This is a genomic window from Lonsdalea iberica (assembly GCF_002111585.1).
GTDB lineage: Bacteria > Pseudomonadota > Gammaproteobacteria > Enterobacterales > Enterobacteriaceae > Lonsdalea > Lonsdalea iberica.
Genome location: NZ_LUTP01000001.1, coordinates 77,628 through 100,876, shown reverse-complemented (window position 1 = coordinate 100,876; position 23,249 = coordinate 77,628). Strand labels below are relative to the sequence as shown.

General features: G+C 55.0%; 18 protein-coding genes and 2 pseudogenes. 4 read left to right on the top strand and 16 right to left on the bottom strand.

The annotated features are described in order from the left end of the window. Positions 1-69: 69 nt before the first annotated feature. The 7 genes from carA to ribF all read right to left on the bottom strand — a co-directional run bounded on the left by carA (position 70) and on the right by ribF (position 8,483). On the bottom strand, positions 70-1,215 hold the full coding sequence (carA, locus tag AU511_RS00450) for a glutamine-hydrolyzing carbamoyl-phosphate synthase small subunit (protein ID WP_167371978.1): 1,146 nt from the start codon (positions 1,213-1,215) through the stop codon (positions 70-72). A gap of 455 nt (positions 1,216-1,670) precedes the next feature. Further along, a complete protein-coding gene (dapB, locus tag AU511_RS00445) occupies positions 1,671-2,492 on the bottom strand; it encodes a 4-hydroxy-tetrahydrodipicolinate reductase (protein ID WP_094108415.1) in 822 nt (273 codons plus the stop codon). A 283-nt stretch (positions 2,493-2,775) separates the two neighbouring features. Beyond that, positions 2,776-3,726: a 4-hydroxy-3-methylbut-2-enyl diphosphate reductase gene (ispH, locus tag AU511_RS00440; protein WP_094100625.1), complete on the bottom strand. Its 951-nt coding sequence runs from the start codon at positions 3,724-3,726 to the stop codon at positions 2,776-2,778. Continuing rightward, positions 3,707-4,180, bottom strand: coding sequence for an FKBP-type peptidyl-prolyl cis-trans isomerase (gene fkpB / locus AU511_RS00435; protein ID WP_094108414.1), 474 nt, complete (start codon positions 4,178-4,180; stop codon positions 3,707-3,709). The genes ispH and fkpB overlap by 20 nt, the downstream gene beginning before the upstream one ends. A gap of 3 nt (positions 4,181-4,183) precedes the next feature. Further along, positions 4,184-4,678, bottom strand: coding sequence for a signal peptidase II (gene lspA, locus AU511_RS00430; protein ID WP_410415830.1), 495 nt, complete (start codon positions 4,676-4,678; stop codon positions 4,184-4,186). Between the two features lie 11 nt (positions 4,679-4,689). After that, on the bottom strand, positions 4,690-7,509 hold the full coding sequence (ileS, locus tag AU511_RS00425) for an isoleucine--tRNA ligase (protein ID WP_094108413.1): 2,820 nt from the start codon (positions 7,507-7,509) through the stop codon (positions 4,690-4,692). 32 nt (positions 7,510-7,541) lie between these two features. Continuing rightward, the gene (ribF, locus tag AU511_RS00420; RefSeq protein ID WP_094100628.1) at positions 7,542-8,483 is read right to left on the bottom strand and encodes a bifunctional riboflavin kinase/FAD synthetase; all 942 of its coding nucleotides are present in this window, start codon (positions 8,481-8,483) and stop codon (positions 7,542-7,544) included. Between the two features lie 404 nt (positions 8,484-8,887). On the opposite strand from ribF, the gene rpsT reads away from it, so the two are divergent. Beyond that, positions 8,888-9,151 (top strand): 30S ribosomal protein S20, encoded by a 264-nt coding sequence (gene rpsT, locus AU511_RS00415; protein WP_026739060.1) that lies wholly within the window; start codon positions 8,888-8,890, stop codon positions 9,149-9,151. A 188-nt stretch (positions 9,152-9,339) separates the two neighbouring features. Here rpsT and nhaA read toward each other — a convergent pair whose 3' ends face one another. The 6 genes from nhaA to mog form a co-directional block, all read right to left on the bottom strand. After that, positions 9,340-10,542 carry a Na+/H+ antiporter NhaA gene (gene nhaA, locus AU511_RS00410; protein ID WP_094108412.1) on the bottom strand — a complete coding sequence of 401 codons (1,203 nt, stop codon included), beginning with the start codon at positions 10,540-10,542 and terminating at the stop codon, positions 9,340-9,342. Positions 10,543-10,760: 218 nt separating this feature from the next. Next, complete coding sequence (locus AU511_RS00405; RefSeq protein WP_094108411.1) at positions 10,761-11,660, bottom strand: glycerophosphodiester phosphodiesterase family protein; 900 nt, start codon at positions 11,658-11,660, stop codon at positions 10,761-10,763. A gap of 199 nt (positions 11,661-11,859) precedes the next feature. Then, positions 11,860-12,996: a molecular chaperone DnaJ gene (gene dnaJ, locus AU511_RS00400; RefSeq protein ID WP_094108410.1), complete on the bottom strand. Its 1,137-nt coding sequence runs from the start codon at positions 12,994-12,996 to the stop codon at positions 11,860-11,862. Between the two features lie 118 nt (positions 12,997-13,114). Beyond that, positions 13,115-15,031, bottom strand: a complete 1,917-nt coding sequence (dnaK, locus tag AU511_RS00395) for a molecular chaperone DnaK (protein WP_094100632.1) — start codon at positions 15,029-15,031, stop codon at positions 13,115-13,117. Between the two features lie 346 nt (positions 15,032-15,377). Then, positions 15,378-16,712, bottom strand: a complete 1,335-nt coding sequence (locus AU511_RS00390; RefSeq protein ID WP_094108455.1) for an MFS transporter — start codon at positions 16,710-16,712, stop codon at positions 15,378-15,380. Between the two features lie 129 nt (positions 16,713-16,841). Further along, entirely contained in the window at positions 16,842-17,420 is a 579-nt protein-coding gene (gene mog / locus AU511_RS00385; RefSeq protein WP_094108409.1) for a molybdopterin adenylyltransferase, read from the bottom strand. 468 nt (positions 17,421-17,888) lie between these two features. On the opposite strand from mog, the gene AU511_RS00380 reads away from it, so the two are divergent. Then, entirely contained in the window at positions 17,889-18,872 is a 984-nt protein-coding gene (locus AU511_RS00380; protein WP_094108454.1) for a GGDEF domain-containing protein, read from the top strand. A gap of 49 nt (positions 18,873-18,921) precedes the next feature. Here the strand turns inward: AU511_RS00380 and tal are convergent, their stop codons facing one another. Then, complete coding sequence (gene tal, locus AU511_RS00375; protein WP_094108408.1) at positions 18,922-19,875, bottom strand: transaldolase; 954 nt, start codon at positions 19,873-19,875, stop codon at positions 18,922-18,924. 338 nt (positions 19,876-20,213) lie between these two features. On the opposite strand from tal, the gene yaaA reads away from it, so the two are divergent. Next, positions 20,214-20,990, top strand: coding sequence for a peroxide stress protein YaaA (yaaA, locus tag AU511_RS00370; RefSeq protein ID WP_094108407.1), 777 nt, complete (start codon positions 20,214-20,216; stop codon positions 20,988-20,990). A gap of 175 nt (positions 20,991-21,165) precedes the next feature. On the opposite strand, the pseudogene AU511_RS00365 reads toward yaaA, so the two are convergent. After that, a pseudogene (locus tag AU511_RS00365) lies at positions 21,166-21,312 on the bottom strand (CGNR zinc finger domain-containing protein); the annotation flags it as partial. An 8-nt stretch (positions 21,313-21,320) separates the two neighbouring features. On the opposite strand from AU511_RS00365, the pseudogene AU511_RS00360 reads away from it, so the two are divergent. Continuing rightward, a pseudogene (locus tag AU511_RS00360) lies at positions 21,321-21,791 on the top strand (alpha/beta fold hydrolase); the annotation flags it as partial. A gap of 109 nt (positions 21,792-21,900) precedes the next feature. Here the strand turns inward: AU511_RS00360 and galR are convergent. Continuing rightward, positions 21,901-22,911 (bottom strand): HTH-type transcriptional regulator GalR, encoded by a 1,011-nt coding sequence (galR, locus tag AU511_RS00355; RefSeq protein ID WP_094108406.1) that lies wholly within the window; start codon positions 22,909-22,911, stop codon positions 21,901-21,903. Positions 22,912-23,249 lie beyond the last annotated feature (338 nt).

The following is a 23,249-nucleotide window of genomic DNA, read 5'->3' as shown; positions in this document are numbered from 1 at the left end:
TGAGAACCCGCTGACCCGCCGCCGTCCAAGGGGGATTCCCCTGCGCGGCGACGAGTCAGCGTCTTCTGATTATTGGGTGTTACGGTAAGACTCAATCAGCTCGATAAAGTGGTCAAACAGCGGCGCGGCATCATGCGGCCCCGGACTGGCTTCAGGGTGTCCCTGGAAGCTGAAAGCCGGTTTATCGGTGCGGTGAATGCCTTGCAGGGAACCGTCGAACAGCGATTTGTGCGTGACGCGCAAATTCGCCGGCAACGTGGCTTCGTCTACCGCAAAGCCGTGGTTCTGAGCGGTAATCATCACGCGGTCCGCATCCAGATCTTTCACCGGGTGGTTGCCGCCGTGGTGGCCGAATTTCATTTTGATGGTGTCGGCGCCGCTGGCCAGGGCCAGTAGCTGGTGGCCTAAGCAAATGCCGAAGATCGGGATATCGCGATCCAGCAGGGTTTTGATGGCGTCAATGGCGTAGTCGCAAGGTGCCGGGTCGCCGGGACCGTTGGACAGAAACACGCCGTCCGGATTAAGTTTCAAGACATCTTCGGCCGACGTCTGGGCCGGAACAACCGTCAGACGGCAGCCGCGGTCGACCAGCATGCGCAGGATATTGCGCTTGGCACCGTAATCGTAGGCCACCACGTGGTAAGGCAGCTCGCTTTCGTCTTTCGCCGTCGGCAGATCGCCCAATAGCGTCCAGCTCCCCTGACGCCATTCGTAACTGGCGGTGGTCGTCACCTCTTTCGCCAGATCCATGCCCTTCAAGCCAGGGAATGACCGCGCTTTTTCCAGCGCTAGCGCGGCATCCGGCGCGTCGCCCACGATAATGCAGCCGTTTTGCGCGCCTTTCTCCCTCAGCAAACGCGTCAACTTGCGGGTATCGATATCCGCAATCGCCACAATATTGTTGCGCTGGAGGTAGTTTGAGAGCGTTTCCTGGCTGCGGTAATTGCTGGCAATGAGGGGGAGGTCGCGAATAATCAGGCCTTGTGCCTGAATGGATGAGGATTCTTCGTCGCTGGCGTTGACGCCGACATTACCAATGTGGGGATACGTAAGAGTAACAATCTGGCGGGAGTAGGAAGGATCAGTGAGGATTTCTTGATAACCGGTCATCGACGTATTGAAGACCACTTCCCCCACAGCCGATCCCTCTGCCCCAATGGCCCGACCGTGGAATTGGGTTCCGTCTTCCAGAACCAATAGCGCTGACTTAATCAAAACACCCTCCAAGGAATAAACAATCACGTTATTTGCATATTAATTCAGATTAACCGATCTAAATCAATGCAAAAACCACCTGTAAGGTAAATTTTCGGCAAATTGGGCGCATTTTAATGACGGCCCGATAAATTGTCCATCCAAAAGAGGATTTTTTCTTATGTTTATACGCATTCAGTCAATAATCTCAGTCGACAGCCATAAAAACACACATAAAATGGCACAAGAAAACGGTTGCTAACCGAGATGACCCAAAAAGTGATTGTGACGGCATTAATTGCGTATAACAGGATAACACGATGTCAAAAAACGGCCTTTACGGGGAAGAATAAGTGAGATTACAACAATCTAAAATAGAAATAAGGCAATGACCGATATTTTTCTATATAAACAAAAATGACACCAAAAGGTGTCATTTAAATCAATTATTTATCAAGACGCCGTAATTTTACAAATTACAAATCATCAAGTTCCAAGACATCTTTCATATCATAAAGACCCGATTTATGAGCACTTAACCATATTGACGCCCTCACAGCGCCATTTGCAAATGTCATCCGACTTGAAGCTTTGTGCGTTATCTCTATACGCTCGCCGACATCAGCAAACAAGGCCGTGTGCTCACCGACGATGTCGCCCGCTCGAACGGTCGCAAAACCAATGCTTTTAGGGTCACGCTCGCCGGTATAGCCTTCACGCGCATAGACCGCACAGCTTTTGAGATCGCGCCCCAGCGCTCCGGCGATGGATTCGCCCATCGCCAGCGCCGTCCCAGAAGGGGCATCGACTTTGTGGCGGTGATGCGCTTCGATGATTTCAATGTCGGTATAGTCGCCCATGACCTTTGCCGCTTTCTCCAGCAGCTTCAGCATCACGTTCACGCCCACGCTGAAGTTGGCAGCGAACACGATGCCGATGTCATCCGATGCCTGAGAAATCGCGGCTTTGCCCGCATCATCGAAGCCCGTCGTGCCAATAATCATGCCTTTAGCGTGCTGGCGACAAAATGCCAAATGCGCCAATGTGCCTTCAGGACGCGTGAAATCGATCAAAACATCGAAGTCGTCCTTCACGGCATCGAGGGAGTCAGAAACGACCACATTCCGTTTTCCCAGCCCGGCCAGTTCGCCGGCATCACTGCCGAGCAGTGTGGAGCCCGCTCGCTCCAAGGCCGCGCCCAGTACGGCGCCATCAATATGATCAACGGCCTGTATGAGCTGACGCCCCATGCGTCCGCCAGCACCGGCAATCGCAATACGGATGGATGAATCCTTCATGTCTTCTCTCTCTTATTCATGTCATGCATAAAAAATGCATTCAGGGTAACCAAACCGGGCGGCAGAAAGTGAAGCAATTTGCCGACCGGTGAAAATGAGCTCGTTTCCCGTCTCTGAAACCCGCGCCACCGCTCGCTGAGGGGACGAAGACGCCATTTTCGCGGTGATAAAGGTGTCATGCAGGTTCATCACTATAACGCATAAACATGCAGTTTCAACGCAGGGAAATATTTCGGGAAGGAGGAAACGACAGCGCCGAACGGGCTGTCGTTCTGTCAGATCGTTAGTCGACCTGTTTGATTTCAACGCGCAGCTCTTTCGGCACTTCGAACACGATGTTTTCCTCGCGTCCGACCATCTCATGCGCCACTTCGCCGCCCAGCGACCGCAGACGCTGTACGACCTCCTGCACCAGCACGTCAGGCGCGGACGCACCGGCCGTGACGCCGACACAGGTCGCATTGTTGAGCCAAGCTTCCTGAATATCGTCAGCCGAGTCAATAAGATAAGCGCGTTTGCCCACACGCTGAGCCAGCTCTGCCAAACGGTTTGAGTTGGAGGAGTTTTTCGAACCGACCACCAGCACGACGTCCGCTTCGCCAGACAAATGTCGCACGGCTTCCTGCCGGTTGGTTGTCGCATAGCAGATATCGTCCTTACGCGGCCCGATGATCTTCGGAAAACGCTCCCTCAGGGCATCAATCACCGCATAGGTGTCGTCCACGGACAAGGTGGTTTGCGTCATAAAGCACAGCTTGTCTTCATGCTTAACCTGCAGCGCGAACACGTCTTCAGGACTCTCGACCAGATACATCCCACCCTCGGGGTTGTTGTACTGCCCCATGGTGCCTTCCACTTCGGGATGCCCCGCGTGGCCGATCAGAATCGCCTCCATCCCCTTCCGACTGGCGCGCGCCACTTCCATATGCACCTTGGTGACCAGCGGACAGGTGGCGTCGAACACGCTCAAATCGCGGCTTTTAGCCTCTGCGCGCACCGCCTGAGAAACGCCGTGGGCTGAGAAAATCAGGATTGCGCCGTCCGGCACTTCATCAATTTGCTCGATAAAAATAGCGCCGCGTTCCCGCAGGCCGTTAACGACAAAGCGGTTATGCACCACCTCATGACGCACGTAAATCGGCGCGCCGTAGATCTCCAGCGCGCGTTCCACGATGCTGATCGCGCGGTCGACGCCTGCGCAGAACCCGCGGGGGTTAGCCAGCAAGATTTTCATGCTTCTCCTCCTGTAACGGGGGTTCGATAGCCTGCACGTCGATGTCGAACGTGATGGTATGTCCAGCCAAAGGATGGTTGAAATCGACGGTGACGGACTCCTCCGCCACTGCCTGAATAATGCCCGGCATATCCCGACCGCCAATGCCGCTGAACAACATGATCGTTCCCACGTCGGGCACGCCGGTTTCGGCGAAGTCGCGTCGCAGGAAGAACTGAATCAAATCGGGATTGGCGTCGCCGAAAGCAGACTCGGGCGGCAGGCTGAAGCGACGTTTATCGCCCGCCTGTAGCCCTAGCAGTTGCTGCTCCAGATCGGGGGACAAACTGCCGTCCCCCAGACGGAACAGCGCCGGTTTTCCGCTACGCTGGGTACTTTCCGCGACAGAGCCGTCTTCCAGCGTCAACGTGAAATGCACCAGCACGGCGCTATGGTTCTGAACACGGTCAGACATGCGCTATTTTCCTTCGGCTTTTTTCTTCTCAGAGGACACGAAAAAGCCTTCGAGCACAATCAGCAATGCTCCGATACAGATGCCCGCATCGGCGATATTGAAGATGGGGTAATGCCAGTCATTGATGTAGAAATCAACAAAATCAATAACATAACCATGAACCAGGCGATCGGTCAGGTTACCCACCGCGCCGCCGATAATCATGGCGTAAGCAATGTTGTTCAGTTTCTGGCTGGCGCTGGAGCGGTACATCATAACCAGCAAAGCCGCCGTAATCGCCAGCGCGATCACCGCAAAGAACCAACGTTGCCAGCCATCTTTATCGGCCAGGAAGCTGAACGCCGCGCCCGGATTATGAGCATAGGTCAGATTAAAGAATGGGATCAGCGGCAGCGATTCCCCCAACTGAAAGTGGGTCATGACCCACTGCTTACTGCCCAAATCCACTACCAGCACTACCAGCGCCAGCCAAAGCCAGCGCAGTCCCGTTGATTTCATAGAGTGTCTCATTAGACGAATTTACGCACTTCGCCCGCACCACCGACGTTGGTAGCACAGCGACCGCACACTTCAGGATGCTCGGAGTCCGTGCCGATATCCGTTTCAAAATGCCAGCAGCGCGGGCATTTCTCGCCGTCAGCCTTACCAAGGACAATTTTCAGCCCTGATAATTCCGTCTGCTGCGCATCCGCAGGCGCATCGTCGTAAGACGCGATGGTCGCTTTAGAGGTCAGCAGCGCGAAATGCAGCTCCGGCTGCAGCCGATTCAGCTTCTCAGTCAGTGCGCTATCCGCATACAGCGTGACGGAAGCTTCCAGAGATCCACGGATGTGTTTGTCGTTACGCGCCTGTTCGATCACCTTGTTCACTTCGCTGCGGATTTGCAGCATGTCGGCCCAGAAAGCCTCGTTCATGCTTTCTTCACCGTCAAGCCCGAACAAGCCGTCATACCACTCTTCAGTGAAGACGTACTGCGCGCGTTCGCCCGGCAGGTAAGCCCAGATCTCGTCCGCAGTAAAGGAGAGGATCGGCGCCATCCAGCGCACCAGCGCTTCGGCGATGTGGAACAGGGCCGTCTGACAGCTGCGACGCGCGACGCTGTCGCTCTTCGCGGTGTACTGACGATCTTTGATGATATCGAGATAGAACGATCCCATTTCGATCGAACAGAACTGCATCAGACGCTGGACGACACGGTGGAAATCGTAGTTTTCGTACGCATCCAGAATCTCTTCCTGCGCGGCTTTCGCGCAACCGACCGCCCAGCGATCGAGCACGACCATATCCTGAGGCGCCACGCTGTGCTGCGCCGGGTCGAAACCGTTCAGGTTGGCCAGCAGGAAGCGCGCGGTGTTGCGAATACGGCGGTAGGCGTCGGCGGAGCGTTTCAGGATTTCATCGGACACGGCGATCTCACCGGAGTAGTCGGTGGAGCCGATCCACAGGCGCAGAATGTCGGCGCCCAGTTTGTCCATCACGTCCTGCGGGCTGACCGTGTTGCCGATAGACTTGGACATTTTGCGGCCTTGTCCGTCAACGGTGAAACCGTGAGTCAGTACCTGACGGTATGGCGCTTTACCTTTGATGGCGGTAGAGATCATCAGAGAAGACATGAACCACCCGCGATGCTGGTCGGAGCCCTCCAGATACATGTCTGCTGCGTGGCCGCCGAACTCCGGACGCACGTCGACGACAGAGGCATGGGTAGAACCGGAGTCAAACCAAACATCCAGCGTATCAGGCACTTTGACGTAGTTGGCGGCGTCTTCGCCCAGCAGCTCCGCCGGGTCCAGATCCCACCATGCCTGAATGCCATCCTGCTCAACGCGTTTAGCGACGGCTTCCATCAGTTCCACGGTACGCGGGTGCAACGCTTCGGTCTCTTTATGCACGAACAGCGACATCGGCACACCCCATGTGCGCTGACGGGAAATACACCAATCCGGGCGATTCGCGACCATGGTTTCGATACGCGCTTGTCCCCAGTCTGGGATCCACTGCACGCCTTTGATTTCTGACAGCGACTGCTGACGCAGCCCTTTCTGATCCATGCTGATAAACCACTGCGGGGTGGCGCGGAAGATTATCGGCGTTTTGTGACGCCAGCAGCAAGGATAGCTGTGCAGCAGTTTTTCAACGTGCAGCAGCACGCCGCGCTCGCGCAGCATTTCAACGACCGTGTCGTTGGCTTTGAAGACGAACTGGCCGTCCAACCCTGGGAATGTGCCCGGCAGATAGCAGCCGTTCGGCCCCACGGGGTTGGCGATTTCCAACTGATATTTCTGACTGATGACATAGTCATCTGGACCGTGTCCGCCCGCGGTATGGACAGCGCCCGTACCGGCATCCAGCGTGACGTGTTCGCCCAGAATCGCCGGGACATCGAAGCCCATGAACGGGTGATTAAAGCGCAGCAGCTCCAGCGCGTTACCTTGGCATTCGCCCAGCACTTTCCATTCGGCAACGCCCAGACGCTGCATGACGCTTTCGACCAAATCCGCCGCCAGAATCAGCGCCTGACCGTCCACCTGCACCAGTTGGTAAATAAATTCCGCATTCAGCGAGATAGCGCGGTTAGCCGGCAGGGTCCACGGGGTCGTGGTCCAAATCACCAGAGAGATTGCGCCCTCTACCGCATCGGCGGACACGCCGAACTTCGCCGCCACGGCGGAACGGTCGACCGCGCTGAAAGCGACATCAATAGAAGGAGAGGTTTTGTCGTAGTATTCGACTTCCGCTTCCGCCAGTGCGGAACCGCAGTCGGCGCACCAGTGAACCGGCTTGGCGCCTTTGTGCAGGTGGCCGTTGGCGATGATCTTGCCCAGCGCGCGGATAATGTTGGCTTCAGTGTCGAAGTCCATCGTCAGATAGGGATGATCCCACTCGCCCAGCACGCCCAGTCGAATGAAGTCTTTTTTCTGGCCGGCGACCTGCTCTGCCGCGTACTTACGGCACGCCTGACGGAACTCTGCCGCGCTGACTTTTTCGCCCGGCTTACCAACCAGTTGCTCAACTTTCAGCTCGATAGGCAAACCATGACAGTCCCACCCCGGAATATAGGGCGAGTCGTAGCCGGAAAGCCCTTTGGACTTGATAATAATGTCTTTGAGAATCTTGTTAACCGAGTGACCAATGTGAATGTTGCCGTTGGCGTACGGGGGGCCATCGTGCAGGATGAAGGTTTTCTTACCTTGCTTGGCGCTACGAATAATCCCGTACAGATCCTGATCGTACCAACGTTTCAGCATATCAGGTTCGCGCTTGGCGAGATCGCCACGCATCGGGAACCCTGTTTCCGGCAAATTCAGGGTAGTTTTATAGTCACTCATTAGATTCTCGATTTCGTTTTCGGCTAGAAAAATTAAACCGGTGCCTTTAGCCCAAAGAATTCACGGGCCGCCACCTCATCATTAGCGATCTGCTGCTTCAGCGCATCAAGCGAAGCAAACCGCTGTTCATTACGTAGTTTTTTGCGCATGACCACTTCTATATGGCGGCCATACAAATCCAGCGTGACGTCAAACAAATGCACTTCCAACTGCTGACGTTTGTCGCCAGTGATTGTCGGGCGCGTTCCAATGTTGGCCACGCCGGGGATAGGCTCATCGCCCAGCCCATAGACGCTTACGGCGTACACGCCGTTGACCGGCGACACCTTACGTTTCAACGGCACGTTCGCCGTCGGGAAACCTATCGTGCGACCGAGCGCATTGCCGTGCACCACGCGCCCAGAGATACTGAACGGATGCCCTAATAGCGCTTCGGCCTGCGCCAAATCGTCCTGGCTGAGCGCTTCACGCACCGCAGTGCTGCTCACTCGCTTTCCACCGTTGCAGAACGAGTCCGTGCTGATGACCTCAAAGTCCAGCTCGACGCCCGCTTTCTGTAATAACAGGAAATCCCCTTTGCGACCAGCGCCAAAGCGGAAGTCATCACCCACCACCAGGAATTTCACGCCCAGCTTGTTCACCAGCAGATCGGAAATAAAGGCATGGGCATCGTGGGCGGCGAAAGCCGCGTCGAACTTCACGCACAGCAGGTAATCGACGCCGGCCTGCGACAAATACTTCACCTTATCGCGCAACCGGGTCAGTCGGGCGGGCGCGTTTTCGCCGCCGAACAGTTCCTGCGGCTGGGGTTCAAAAATCATGACCATCACAGGCAGTCCGCGCTTCTGCCCTTCCTGTTTCAGGCGTTCGAGCAGCACATGATGCCCGCGGTGGACACCGTCAAAGTTACCAATAGTAAGCACACAACCATGATGGTGTGCCTGAAGATTGTGTATACCGCGTATTAGCTGCATAACTGGCTCAAAACAGTGGAAATCGGCGGATTATACCTTGTACAACGAGTAAGGTTAACCCGAGATGCGTGCCTTTTATCGCCAGCCCTGCTGATTTCAGCGCTGGCGGAGAGTCGAAAAAGCGCAAAAATGCCGCCTGGGATGACGGCATCTCACGGCCGATAAGGCATGTGGTTGCCAAGATCAGTCGGTTAACACGCGTTGCGCGTTTTAATACCGATTTATGGCGCGAAAGGCTGTATTCCCCGACGTGAAGCTGTTAAAATCCTGCGCCATCACAACGTAACAAGCGCTGACGTACAAACGGCGCTTATTTGCACAAATCCATTGACAAAAGAAGGCTAACCGGGCATATTCCTCGGCCTTTGAATTGTCCTCGATAGAATATATTTGGGAGTTGGACCTTGGCTAATATCAAATCAGCTAAGAAACGCGCCGTACAGTCTGAAAAGCGTCGCAAGCATAACGCAAGCCGTCGCTCCATGATGCGCACTTTCATCAAGAAAGTATACGCGGCGATCGCCACTGGCGATAAAGAAGCAGCACTGAAAGCGTTTAATGAAATGCAACCGATCGTGGATCGTCAGGCTAGCAAAGGCCTGATTCACAAGAACAAGGCTGCACGTCATAAGTCAAACCTGATCGCACAGATCAACGCTTTGCAATAATCGCGTTCTCGCGAACATTGCTAGAAAAAACCGGCCTAGGCCGGTTTTTTTATGTCTTGAAATCCTAAAAAAAACACCCGTTTGTCTTATTTTACATACGGTTACCATGACCCGATGAGGGATCGCCCGCGCCAGTGATTACGACGAACGTCTTCCCCCATCCGATGCCTACAGCGCCTGGCGACACATCACTCTTCTCTCGGCACCGGCGTATAAGCCGGCACGGCAGGTAGCGCGATACGCAAGGCGATAAAACCAAACACGCCGGCCGCCAATGAACTCAGCAGGATCGCGAGCTTGGCATACAGTACCGTCGCCGCATCCGCGTCACTGCCGAAAGAGAGCAGCGTAATGAAAATGGACATCGTGAAACCGATGCCGCACAGCACCGATACCGCGCTAAGCTGACGAAAGTTTACGCCCGCCGGTAACGTCGCCAGCCGCAAAGCGATGACCCCTCCGCTAAACAACATAATACCCAGCGGTTTTCCTATCAGTAGACCGGCGGCGATCCCCACCGTGAGCGGCGAAAGCATCTGTCCGGCATCAACGCCTTGTAGCGCGATGCCCGCGTTGGCGAATGCGAATAGCGGGATAATCAGAAAAGCGACCCAACCGCTCAGCCGATGTTCCAGCGCTTTCGCGGGCGATGGTTGTCCAGTTGGCGCACGCAGTGGAATGAGGAAGCCAACCACCACACCCGCCAGCGTGGCATGCACGCCCGACAGCAGAACGCAGAACCACACAACAGCGCCCACCAAAAGATAAGCGGGCGTATTCGTCACCTGCCGCCAGTTCATATACGCCAAAATCATTGCCGATAACGCCGCCCCCAGCAACGCCATCCCATGCAGTTGCTGAGTGTAGAACAGCGCAATCACCAGAATCGCCCCCAGATCGTCAATGATCGCCAGCGCCAGCAGGAACACTTTCAGCCCCAGCGGCACCCGTTTGCCCAGCAATACCAGAATCCCGACGGCGAAGGCGATGTCCGTCGCCGTCGGAATGGCCCACCCCACCCGGGTATGCGCATCTGCGGCATTGATCGCCAGATAGATCAGCGCGGGGGCCACCATGCCTCCCAGAGCGGCAGCTACGGGTAACAGCGCCTGACGACGACTGGCCAATGCACCAACCATCAGCTCGCGTTTGACCTCAAGCCCCACCATCAGAAAAAACAGCGTCATCAAGCCATCATTAATCGCGTGCAGCAGCGAGGCATGAATGTTCATCCCTCCTACCGTGACGACGAGCGGCGTAGTCAGCACCTTGTCATATCCCATCGCCGTCAGCGGAATATTCGCCATCAGCAACGCCAGCAGCGTAGCAACAATCAGCGTTATTCCCGCCGCTGCATCCAGCCGGGCAAACCGGCGCAATAGCCTTATCATCAGGACTCTCTCTCAAAACGGCATCAGCACACCGCCTTCTTGTGTAGTCAGGAAGGCGGGATCAGAAGCCATCACTCTCGTTGAAAATGCCGCAGCATTCAACAAAAACCAGATAACCTTCGGTAAAAACGAATCACAGCAAAATGATGAGCGTTATAGGGACGGCAAACGCGTGTCACCTACGCACCAACCACGGCGCCTCATGACGTTCGACAACGCTATTTCGCGTTACCCTGACGAAAAGCCCGCGCGTCGCGCGGAGAATCCACCAGCACGCCATCCGCCCCCAACTCCCGCGCACGCGCGTAATCGGCTGGCGTATTAACGCCAAACAGAATAACCTGCGCCGTTCCGGCAGACCGAAAGCAGTCCATCGCTTCTTTATCCCAGGTCAGTAAGGATTTGGAACGCCCTTCCCCCAATGTGAAGCGCTCAACGACCTCAACCTCGCGACGTAACTCCAATCCATACCAATGCATCGTCTGCGAGGCCGGAAGCGGGTCACATCGATGCGCCATGGAGACATTCGCCAGCAAAGTTCTGGTTCGGTCACGGGTTTCAAAGCGAGAAATCTGCGGCGGCAACGCGTCGAGATAGCGAGCATCCGTTGAGTAAATGCGCGTGCGCGCCAGGCTTCCGGTTTCCCGCAGCGTTTTCAGCAGAGCCTGACCGAAACGCGCCGGATCGGCGTCGGGCGATTTGATATCCAGATAGAACGGCACCTGAGGAAAAGCCCGCAAAACCGCGTCCAGTCGGGGAATACCGATGCCTTTGCCACGGAAGGGGTGATGCAGCGTATCGCCGAAAGCCCATCCCGCATCTACGTTCGCCAATTCAGCACTGGTATAAGCAGAAATCGGCCCTTGTTTGTCGGTCAACGCCTTGAGGTCTGTCGGACGATACAGCACAAGCACGCCATCTTTCGCCTCTTGCAGCGTGACCCAAACCGCATCCGCGCCATTATTGAGCGCGGTTTCAATGGCTACCATCGTATTTTCCGGCGCGTCGACGGTTCCACCACGATGTGCAATCACCTGAGGCCCTATCGCGGAATACGCCATGCCAGGGGCCGCCGCCCAACACAAAAACGTACAGATAATGTGAAGAAACCGTTGCATGATAAGCACCTCTTCGAGCCATCGATAAGGGGCCTAAGCATAGCTTCACGATATGACGTTTTTGTAACTGCACGCCGCATTGGCCAGTAAAACCGACTTATGCAGGATTGTCCGCAGTCCCGTGAAATGTGAGGTCTCTTCGCGCCATAAAAAACGGCCCGCTTTGCGGGCCGTTGATTGAATCGACGCGAGAACGGACTTAACGGGTCAAGTCGTCAAAAAACTTCTTCACACCGTCAAAGAAGCTTTTTGAACGCGGACTGTTGCGCTCGCCGGAAGGTCCGCCGAAGCTCTGCTCCAGCTCCTGCAACAGCTCTCTTTGACGCTCGTTCAGGCTGACCGGGGTTTCCACCACGACGCGACACAGCAGGTCGCCCTGAGGGCCGCCGCGGACGGATTTCACGCCCCTGCCGCGCATTCTGAACAGCTTGCCGGTCTGCGTTTCAGCGGGGACTTTCAGCTTCACGCGGCCATCCAGCGTCGGGACTTCGATTTCGCCGCCCAACGCCGCCATGGCAAAGTTGATTGGCACTTCGCAGTACAGGTTGTTCTCTTCGCGCTGGAAAATCGGATGCTGTTTCACCTGGACCTGGACATAGAGATCGCCCGCTGGCGCGCCCATCTCTCCGGCTTCGCCTTCGCCGGAAAGACGAATGCGGTCACCCGTATCCACGCCTGCCGGAATTTTAACCGACAGCGTTTTGCTTTTTTCCATACGACCGTGGCCGTGACATTTTGCACACGGATCTTTGATGATCTTGCCGCGACCATGACAGTGCGGACACGCCTGCTGCACGGTGAAGAAGCCCTGGCGCATCTGCACCTGACCGTTACCATGGCAGGTTGGACAGGTTGCCGGCGAGCTGCCTGGACGAGAACCGTTGCCATGACAAACATCACACTCTTCCAGCGTCGGAATACGAATCTCTTTGGTGACGCCACGCACGGCCTCTTCCAAAGTCAGATCCATGTTGTAACGCAGGTCTGAACCGCGGCTCGCACGTTGGCGGCGTCCACCCCCAAAAATGTCGCCGAAAACGTCGCCGAAGATATCGCTGAAGTCTGCGCCGCCGCCAAAACCGCCGCCGCCACCGCCGCCCATGCCGCCTTGTTCAAACGCAGCATGACCGTACTGGTCGTATGCAGCACGTTTCTGCGAATCGCTCAGCACTTCGTAGGCTTCTTTGACTTCTTTAAATGTGGCTTCAGCACTGCTGTCACCGGGGTTACGGTCCGGGTGAAACTTCATCGCCAGGCGCTTGTACGCCTTCTTGATTTCACGTTCATCCGCGCTTTTCGCAACGCCTAACGTTTCGTAGTAGTCTTGCTTAGCCATGTTTGTTATCTGCCCTCAACATGCGTGCACGGGCGCAGAGTTTCCCCGACGCCCGTGCTGGTTGCCTTGCCGGCAACGGTAACAAACACTTACCGCTGCCGCGCCCGCTCAAGGGCGATTATTTTTTGTCTTTGACTTCTTCGAATTCCGCATCAACGACATCGTCGTCTTTACGGTCAGCGCTTTCACCGCCAGCGGCGCCCGCTTCCGGCTGAGCCTGCTGCTGCTGAGAAACTTCCAACAGTTTGGTCGATGCTTCAGCCAGCGCCTGGATTTTCGCTTCGATGTCCGCTTTATCTTCAGACTTCAGAGAGGCTTCCAGCGCTTTCAGCGCATCTTCGATCGCCGTTTTGTCGTCAGCGGCCAGTTTGTCGCCCAGTTCTTCCAGCTGCTTACGCGTGCTGTGCAGCAGGTGGTCGCCCTGGTTACGAGTCTGAACCAGCTCTTCGAACTTACGGTCAGATTCGGCATTCGCTTCGGCTTCACGCACCATCTTCTGGATTTCGTCTTCGTTCAGACCGGAAGACGCCTTGATGGTGATGTTCTGTTCGCGACCGCTGTTCTTATCTTTCGCAGACACGTGCAGGATACCGTCGGCATCAATGTCGAAGGTGACTTCGATCTGCGGCATGCCACGCTGAGCCGGCTGAATGCCGTCCAGGTTAAACTGCCCCAAAGATTTGTTGTCCTGAGCGCGTTTACGCTCGCCCTGCAGCACGTGGATCGTCACTGCGGACTGATTGTCTTCCGCGGTGGAGAATACCTGGCTGTGTTTGGTCGGGATCGTGGTGTTCTTGGCAATCAGCGCCGTCATCACGCCGCCCATGGTTTCGATACCCAGAGACAGCGGGGTAACGTCCAGCAGCAGTACGTCTTTGACATCGCCAGACAGTACGCCGCCCTGTACGGCAGCACCGATAGCCACGGCTTCGTCCGGGTTAACGTCTTTACGCGGCTCTTTGCCGAAGAAGTCAGCGACTTTCTTCTGAACCATCGGCATACGAGTCTGACCGCCGACCAGGATGACATCGTTGATGTCGGATACGGACAATTTGGCATCCTGCAGCGCCACTTTCAGCGGCTCCAGAGAACGGGTGACCAGCTCTTCTACCAGAGATTCCAGTTTGGCGCGAGTGACTTTAATGTTCAGGTGTTTCGGGCCGGAAGCATCAGCCGTGATGTACGGCAGGTTAACGTCGGTCTGCTGTGCGGAAGACAGTTCGATTTTCGCTTTTTCCGCCGCTTCCTTCAGACGCTGCATGGCCAGCGGGTCATTACGCAGGTCGAAGTCCTGCTCTTTCTTGAACTCGTCAACCAGGTAGTTGATCAGACGGCTGTCGAAGTCTTCACCACCCAGATGGGTGTCACCATTGGTCGCCAGTACTTCGAAGGTTTTTTCGCCTTCGACTTCATCGATTTCGATGATGGAGATATCAAACGTACCACCACCCAGGTCGTAAACCGCGATAGTACGGTTGCCGACTTCTTTGTCCAGACCGTAGGCCAGAGCGGCGGCGGTCGGTTCGTTGATGATACGTTTTACTTCCAGGCCGGCGATACGGCCGGCGTCTTTGGTCGCCTGACGCTGAGCATCGTTGAAGTAAGCCGGTACGGTGATAACCGCTTCAGTGACGGCTTCGCCCAGGTAATCTTCTGCCGTTTTCTTCATTTTCTTCAGAACTTCGGCGGAAATCTGCGGCGGAGCCAGTTTCTGGTCTTTCACTTCCAGCCAAGCGTCACCGTTGTCGGCGCCGATGATTTTGTACGGCATGATGTTGGTGTCACGCTGCACTTCTTCGTCCTGGAAACGACGACCAATCAGACGCTTGATAGCAAACAGCGTGTTTTTAGGGTTGGTCACCGCCTGACGTTTAGCCGGTTGGCCAACCAGAGTTTCACCGTCTTGCGTATAAGCAATGATGGAAGGCGTGGTGCGATCGCCCTCGCTGTTTTCCAGTACCTTAACCTTCGTACCATCCATAATCGCAACACAAGAGTTGGTTGTTCCCAAGTCGATACCAATGATCTTACCCATCTAAACATCTCCACTAAAAGTCATATTCGGTTGTGGTAGTTCAACCTACTATGTGGGCCGCGGATGAGTTTTCAACTCCCCCGCATACCATGCCGTATTCGGTCAAACTGTTCTCGATGACTCATAGATGGGGACGACAATGCCAGCATCAAGGGCTAGTTGGTAAAAAAAACCATTCTTTTGCTATTTTGCTTTTTCTGTGTACAGAAGAAAGGCGCTAGTCCGCCCTCTGGCACCATGCTTAAGCACGCTTCTCCCGCGGTTTTGCCACCGTCGGGGAATAATTTCTTCGTCAGAGATAGGACCAGTGAGCGCCGATACGTTAAGTGACGACGTGCAAGACAATTTACCCGCGCTTGGAGAAAGAAGAAGGCGTTTCGCTTGCAGAGAGATCTTCGCTCTGTTCTTTCCCGCGTAAATAACGCAGGAGATAACCGCCCATCAGCACCCCGCCCATTGACAGGAACAGGACGTACAGCGCGGGCGCCAGCGGCGTCAATTTCATCAAGGACGTCACCAAAATCGGCGTCAGTCCGCCAAAAATCGCGTAGGCGACATTGTAGGACAATGAAATGCCGGAAAATCGCACGGCAGGGGGGAAAGCGCGTACCATCACGCACGGCACCACTCCCGTCACACCGACGCTGAATCCGGCCAGCGCGTAGCTGGCGAACAGAACGACGGTGCTATCCGCCGCATGGGTATAAAAGAACCCGCTACAGGCGGCCAGCAGTAGACTGCCGCCGATGAACGTTTTGCCGATCCCCATCCGGTCTGCAATACCGCCCGCGACAATGCAGCCTAACATCAGCATCACGGTCGCAAGACTGTTTGCCTGCAAGGTCAGCGCGGGGGCAATGCCGTAAACCTGTTGCAAATAGGTGGGCGACATCAGCACCACAACCACCACGCCCGCCGATAACAGCCAGGTCAGCATCATCGACAACACGACCGATTTTTTGTGCGCCTGCATGATCGATTTGAGCGGCAGCGCTTTCGCCAGCTGTTTGCGCGCCTGCATTTCGACAAACACAGGCGTTTCTTTGAGCCAACGTCGCAGATACATCGCAATAAAACCGAAAAGGCCGCCGATGAAGAACGGAATGCGCCAACCGCCGGACAGAATTTGCTCTTGAGACATCCACGTATTCAGCACTGACGCCAGCAGCGACCCCACCAAAATACCTAGCGTAAGACCCGACGTCAGAATACCGCAGGCGATCCCGAGGCGTTTGGCCGGCACATGCTCGGCAACAAAGACCCAAGCGCCGGGCACCTCGCCGCCGATGGCCGCCCCCTGCAACAAACGCAGCAACAACAACAACACCGGGGCGGCAATGCCTATCGTCGCGTAGGTCGGCAGCAGGCCCATACCGAGCGTCGGCAATGCCATCAGCAGGATGCTCAGGCTGAACATCTTTTTACGCCCCAATAGATCGCCGAAGTGAGCCATCACGATGCCGCCCAGCGGCCGGGCCAGATAGCCTGCGGCGAAAATGCCGAACGTTTGCAGCAGACGCAGCCACTCTGGGATATCGGTTGGGAAAAAAAGCTGGCTGATCACCGGCGCGAAGAAGACGAACACGATGAAATCGTAGAACTCCAGCGCGCCACCCAGCGCCGCCAGAGAAAGGGTTTTGTAGTCTTGTCGATTCAACTGCTGATGAGATGCATTTTCCATAATGACCGCGCTATGCGCCATTGAGTCAATGGCGCTGTCGTTTCCTTGCTGAAACATGACTATACCGGCAAATTCTCGCCTGCCAGCCCATATAAATCTTATGGCGCATGAGCGCCAACTTCAGTGCGGTCACTCGCGAAGCGCGCTTTTAGGACGGAAAGCGACGACGATCTGAGGATCGGTTTCAACGTAGGGGCCTTCCAACAGCTGAATACAGTAGGGAACGCTGGCGAAAATCCCCGGAACGATGACATGACCGGTATTATCCTTCAGGCCTGAGAGCGTCTCTTGAATCGACTTGGGCTGGCCCGGCAGGTTCAGAATCAACGCCTGTTTGCGAATGACCCCCACCTGACGGGACAGTATCGCCGTCGGCACGAATTTCAGGCTGATCTGCCGCATTTGTTCGCCGAATCCCGGCATCTCACGGTCAGCGACCGCCAGCGTGGCATCGGGTGTCACATCTCGCCGTGCAGGGCCTGTCCCGCCGGTGGTCAGCACCAGATGACAGCCGGATTCATCCACCAGTTCACATAGCGTCTGTTCTATCAGGGCTTGTTCATCCGGCACCAGCCGCGACTGTATTTCAAACGGCGTCGTCAGCGCTTTTGAAAGCCACGTTTCCAACGCCGGGATCCCTTTATCCTGATAAACGCCGCTGGACGCCCTGTCGGAAATCGACACTAACCCAATGCGCAGACTGTTCATAATGACCTCGTGCCTACCTTTATTGTCTCGGAAAGACCCATTTTATCAGGCCGGCGTAAATAGCACCCTCGGAAATAGCCCTGGCGGCCTATCAGGAAAATACCCGCCACGACTGCATTGCTTTTTCATTTTAATGTTGATGAATGAGCGCGCGTTTGGGTTAACTCCTTGGGACAAAAAGTGAATTCAAGAATTCGATAATATATTATCGCCAGCTGCTGACACTTGAGAATAAAATCGCCAAAATAGCGGTCTCGCGATACTGCGCGGGCGAGTGGCATAGCAAACACTGTTTGCTTCAATATTACTTATGATTGTCCCGCATAATATTCTAGGTGAATGATTTAATTCGAATAAGATGTCTGAATGAATAAAATCCAACGCAAAGTATTAAAAACTCTATCCCATACCCCGGTCGCGTTCGTCCTGTTTGGTATAGTCTCATTCGTCATTACTGCCTGTATTCTCATGAATACACAGCAAAAAAACTGGCAGGAAGAGAAGCGTTATTTCGATAATATTATTCAGATTTATGAATCATTCAATAATGGAAATGGCCTCATAGAAAGCGACCACGATTATAAAATAGGGGACGCACTATTTTCACGCGTCGTTATTCTCTCTTTCCAGAGCGATGACGTGGTCGAGGAGTGCATTCAGCGCTTGTCGTCTTTTGAAGTCAGTATGAGCGAGAAATCCATCGTGCGAGTCTGCCAAAATAAACTGCCCGCCGTTGGTGAACTGCATAGAAAAGACCAGTTAACGTCCGTTCTTCCCCTTCTTTCGTCGACGGACGACCTGATTGGTATTCGCATCCGCTTCGCCACGCTCAGTGGACCGCCCATCTTCGACGACGTCTTTTCCTCGCTCAGCGCGCTGATGACCCTACTCAGCATCAGTTTACTGAGCGCGTTTTTAGGAACACTGTTGGCGCTGCTAATCAAGAAATACCTTATCGAACTGCCTGCAATTGCGCGTTATGACGACCTGACCGGCTGCCTGCGCAGAGACGCTTTTTTTCAGGCTGCAAAGAAGGTGATGCGCAGCACTACTCAGCAACGGCAGCCGCTGTGCGTCCTGTTGATCGACCTCGACCACTTCAAGAAAGTAAACGATACGCTGGGCCATGCGGCGGGTGATGAAACGCTGAGAGAAGTGGCCGATCTGACCCGCCACTATTTCCGTAAAGGCGACATTCTGGGGCGTTTGGGCGGCGATGAATTCGCGGTTGTTCTACCGAATACCGATTTGGACAATGCCTACAGGGTCTCGGAGAGGATCCGCGAGGCGGTCGCCGAAATGCAAAGCGATAGATATCCTAAACGTAAGCTGACCATCAGCATCGGTCTGGTGGAGTACTACGCGGGCGAAGAGACGCTGGAACAAGTGATCAACCGGGCGGACATCAAACTCTACGCCGCCAAAATCAACCGTAACTGCGTTGAAAAATAAACGGCCAGCGATGGCTGGCCGTGGGGGATGCTTTCTGTCTTTGCCGCCCTTACAGCAGATCGGCAATCATTTTTTCCAGTTTGCCCTGGTCGACGGCAAACTTGCGGATCCCCTCCGCCAATTTATCCACGGCCATTGGATCCTGGTTATGTTCCCAATAGAATTCGGATTCCGTTAGCGGAGCCGGGCGCGCCTGAATTTCGCCGCTATAAGACAGTTTACGTTCAACGCTACCTTCCGCTTCCGCCAGCTCTTTCAGCAGTGCAGGCGCGATAGTCAGGCGATCGCAGCCCGCCAGCGCCAGAATTTCACCGCTGTTACGGAAGCTTGCGCCCATGACCACCGTCTCGTAGCCATGAGACTTGTAGTAATCATAAATTTCGCTCACGGAGATAACGCCCGGATCTTCCTGCGGTGCAAACGTCTGCTGCTCGCCGTTGGCTTTGTGCCAGTCAAGAATACGGCCCACGAACGGTGAGATCAGGAACACGCCCGCTTCCGCACAGGCACGGGCCTGAGCGAAGGAGAACAGCAGCGTCAGGTTACAGTTGATGCCTTCCTTTTCCAGCTGCGCCGCCGCTCGGATACCCTGCCAGGTGGAGGCCAGTTTGATCAGGATACGTTCATTGTCGATCCCGGCATCGTTGTAGAGTTTGATCAGACGTTTCGCTTTCGCCACGCTGGCTTCGGTGTCATAGGACAGGCGAGCGTCCACTTCAGTGGAAACACGGCCGGGAACCAGCTTCAATATTTCCAGCCCGATGTTTACAGCCAGTTTGTCGGAGGCGTCGGTCACCTGCTGAGCGGGGTCGTTGCTCTGCTGACGCGCCCAGTTCACGGCGTCATCAATCAGTTTTCGATATTCCGGGATCTGGGCCGCATTCAGAATCAAAGAAGGGTTCGTGGTGGCATCCTGCGGCTTGTACAGTTTCATTGCCGCGATATCACCGGTATCAGCCACCACCGTAGTGTATTGGCGTAGGGAAGTCAGTTTATCCGTCATGTTGGCCTTTCTCATTGTTAGTACATGAACTGGTGGCAGGGTGCCGTCGCCAGAAATTGATAATAGCATGCGCAAAACCCCACGCAATACGGCCCGACAATTGACTTACCTCTAGGTTTTTTTATTATTTTCACTATTTAAATCAACAAGAAAAATGAAAATGATCGTGAATACCATTTTTGTTGATGTGGATATAAAAGCGAAAAAAAGTCTCCAGAGAGACGCGTCGATTACCCTCCCCTGTCGCAACCATCGCCCTTTCCTTCCCCGATGTCAGCCCGTTTTTTGCTACATTAGTGCCAGTAAAATTGCGCATCGAAATCACAGGGAACCTGCTCATGCTTATCACGATCTCTCCGGCTAAAACGCTCGACTACACCAGCCCGCTCCCGACGAAGCGACATTCTCAGCCAGCACTGCTGGCGCGCTCGTCTCAGCTCATCGAACGCTGCAAGACGTTGACTCCCGCGGAGATATCCTCGCTGATGGGCATCAGCGACAAACTTGCCGGACTGAACGCGGCGCGCTTCAACGACTGGCACCCCCAGTTCACGCCAGATAACGCACGCCAGGCGCTGCTCGCGTTCAAAGGCGACGTTTATACCGGCCTGGCGGCTGAAGACTTCAGCGATCGTGATTTTTCATTCGCCCAAAAGCACATGCGTATTCTTTCAGGACTGTACGGCGTATTACGGCCGCTGGATCTAATGCAGCCTTACCGGCTGGAAATGGGTATCAGACTCAAGACTCAGGCGGGCGATAATCTGTATCAGTTCTGGGGCGATACCATTACCGATACGCTGAATCAGGCGCTGGAAGCGCAAGGCGACGACATTCTGGTCAACCTTGCCTCCGACGAATACTTCAAGTCGGTTAAGCCTAAGACGCTGAACGCGCGCATCATCAAACCGGTCTTTCTGGATGAGAAAAACGGCAAGTATAAAGTGATCAGTTTCTATGCCAAAAAAGCCCGCGGGTTGATGAGCCGCTTCATCATCCAGAATCAGCTCACGACACCGGAACAACTGAAAGGATTCGATCTTGAGGGATACGGCTTTTCCGCCGAGGAATCGTCAGCGGACGAGCTGGTCTTTAAACGCGCAGAGCGCGCATAGGCAAGGAGGACGGCGGCGGTTCCAGGTTCACCGTCCCCTAGCCGCGAGTGAAGACATTGGGATGTCAGTCTTGCACTCGCTCTCGATTCACTCAGCCCCTTCTACACGAAACGCCTTTGATGCCGTCGCCTAACGGCATTTCAGCAGAGATGCCGGCCGACGCCTCTGAAGCGGCTTATCCTGCGTCCTGCTTGCGTGAACGGAACGCCGCGACTTTCATTCTATTGCCACAGAGCGCCATGCTGCACCAGCGCCGTCGGTGCGACTTGGTGGTATCCAAAAACAGCAGCGTACAGTCATGAGCCTCGCACTGCCGGACATACTTCAACCGAAGAAGGCCTAGCCCAGGGCTGGGACGCCATCAAAAGGTATTGGGCGTCGCCGACGCCAGAAAATCGCGCGGCGCTGAGCGATTTTCCAACACCCGCCTCCGTCAAATGGCAGTATCTGGAAGGCGTACCGGATACCCAGCGCGTATCGCCCGATGGATATACGCTTGAAGGGTTGCACGTATCACGGCCGGGCAATGCCGAGATTCAGCTCGATCTGGTGCTGAATTATGCCTCCAACGTACGAAACTACCCACGTTTTCAGGCGTATTTCCGTGAGAAGCAGCCGCCGCTGCTGGCCGTGTGGGGTAAACATGATCCCTATTTTCTGCCTGTGGGCGCGGAGGCCTGGAAGCGCGATATTCCGGACGCCGATATCCGTTTTTACGATACCGGCCATTTCGCGCTAGAAACGCACGGGCAAGAGATCATTCCCGTCATCCGGGGTTTTCTGGAACAAAACATGCAATAAGAAATATCGCGCATTAAGACTCGTGTGAGACGAAGACGCATTGCTGCGATATTCCAGAAGCGGGGAGATAGCGCACTATCCCCGTTGCTGCGCGTTTGCCTCCCCGGCATCAGCGGGGGTCGGACGGCCCCGTGACCGACTGACGCCTCACCAGCGTTGGGTGAAACAGATGCGTCGACTCCGTGGGTTGGCTGCCCTCAAACAGCGCTAGCGCCAGCTCCGCGGCCTGCACCGCCATCGCCGACACTGGGTAGTGGATGGTCGTCAGACGCGGACGCAAATAACGGGCAATCAGTACGTCGTCGAATCCCACCAGCGACATCGCCTGCGGCACCGCGATGCCGTTATCGTCCAGCACCGAAAGCGCCCCAGCCGCCATCGAATCGTTGTAACACGCCACCGCTGTCATATCTCCGCCGCGGCTTAGCAGGATCGTCATCGCCATCTCACCGCCCGCCTCGTCCGGCGTGGAACGCGCCACCAGCCGTTCATCGTAGGTAATTTGATGTTTAGCCAACGCCTCTTTATACCCTTGCAAACGGTCGGTGGAATCGGAAATAGCATGATCCGAGCACAGAAAACCGATGCGACGATGGCCGGACTGAATCAAATGCTGCGTGGATAAAAAGGCGCCCTGGCGATCGTCCAACGCGATGCAACGATGTTCATAACCTTTTAGCACCCGATTGATCAGCACCATATGCGGAATATGGTCCATCAATATCGCCAACTCATCGTCAGCGATCATCTTCGCATGAACCACCAGACCGCTGCAGCGATGGCGAATGAGCTGTTCGATCGCCTGTTTTTCCTGCTCGGCATTGTGATAACCATTGCCGATCAGCAGGAACTTTTTGGCGCTTTGCGCCACCTGTTCAACCGCTTTTACCATGGTGCCGAAGAACGGGTCGGAGACATCCGCCACCACCAGTCCCATTGTCTCGGCGCTCTGCTGCGCCAGCGCGCGAGCATTGGCATTAGGATGATACCGCAGCGCCACCATCGCCTCCGTCACAGCCTCACGCGACGCCACGCTGGCCTTGGGAGAGTCATTAATCACACGGGAAACTGTCGCAACTGAGACACCCGCCAAACGGGCAACATCCTTTATGGTAGCCATATCACATTCCTGTATACGTAACGGCGTGCTGCGGCACACTCATTGACGTCATTGCCTATTACGGGGCGACACACAGCGCTCGCCATGCCGCTCAATATACCGCTTTCGCCCTAAGCCTGCGACCTTCTACAGAACCTCAACCAGCAGCGCTGCGTTTACGCGATCGCCATCACGGTCCTTCTCTCTCACCGCACTTCACAATATGCCCTGCCGCTGCTTTAATAGGGTAAGCGGTTACACAAATCATAAAAATCACGACAAAAACATTCTTAAAAATCCCGCAACTACTCGACTTTTCCTATTTAACACGGCGTGTAACTGATTACATAATTCGTAGG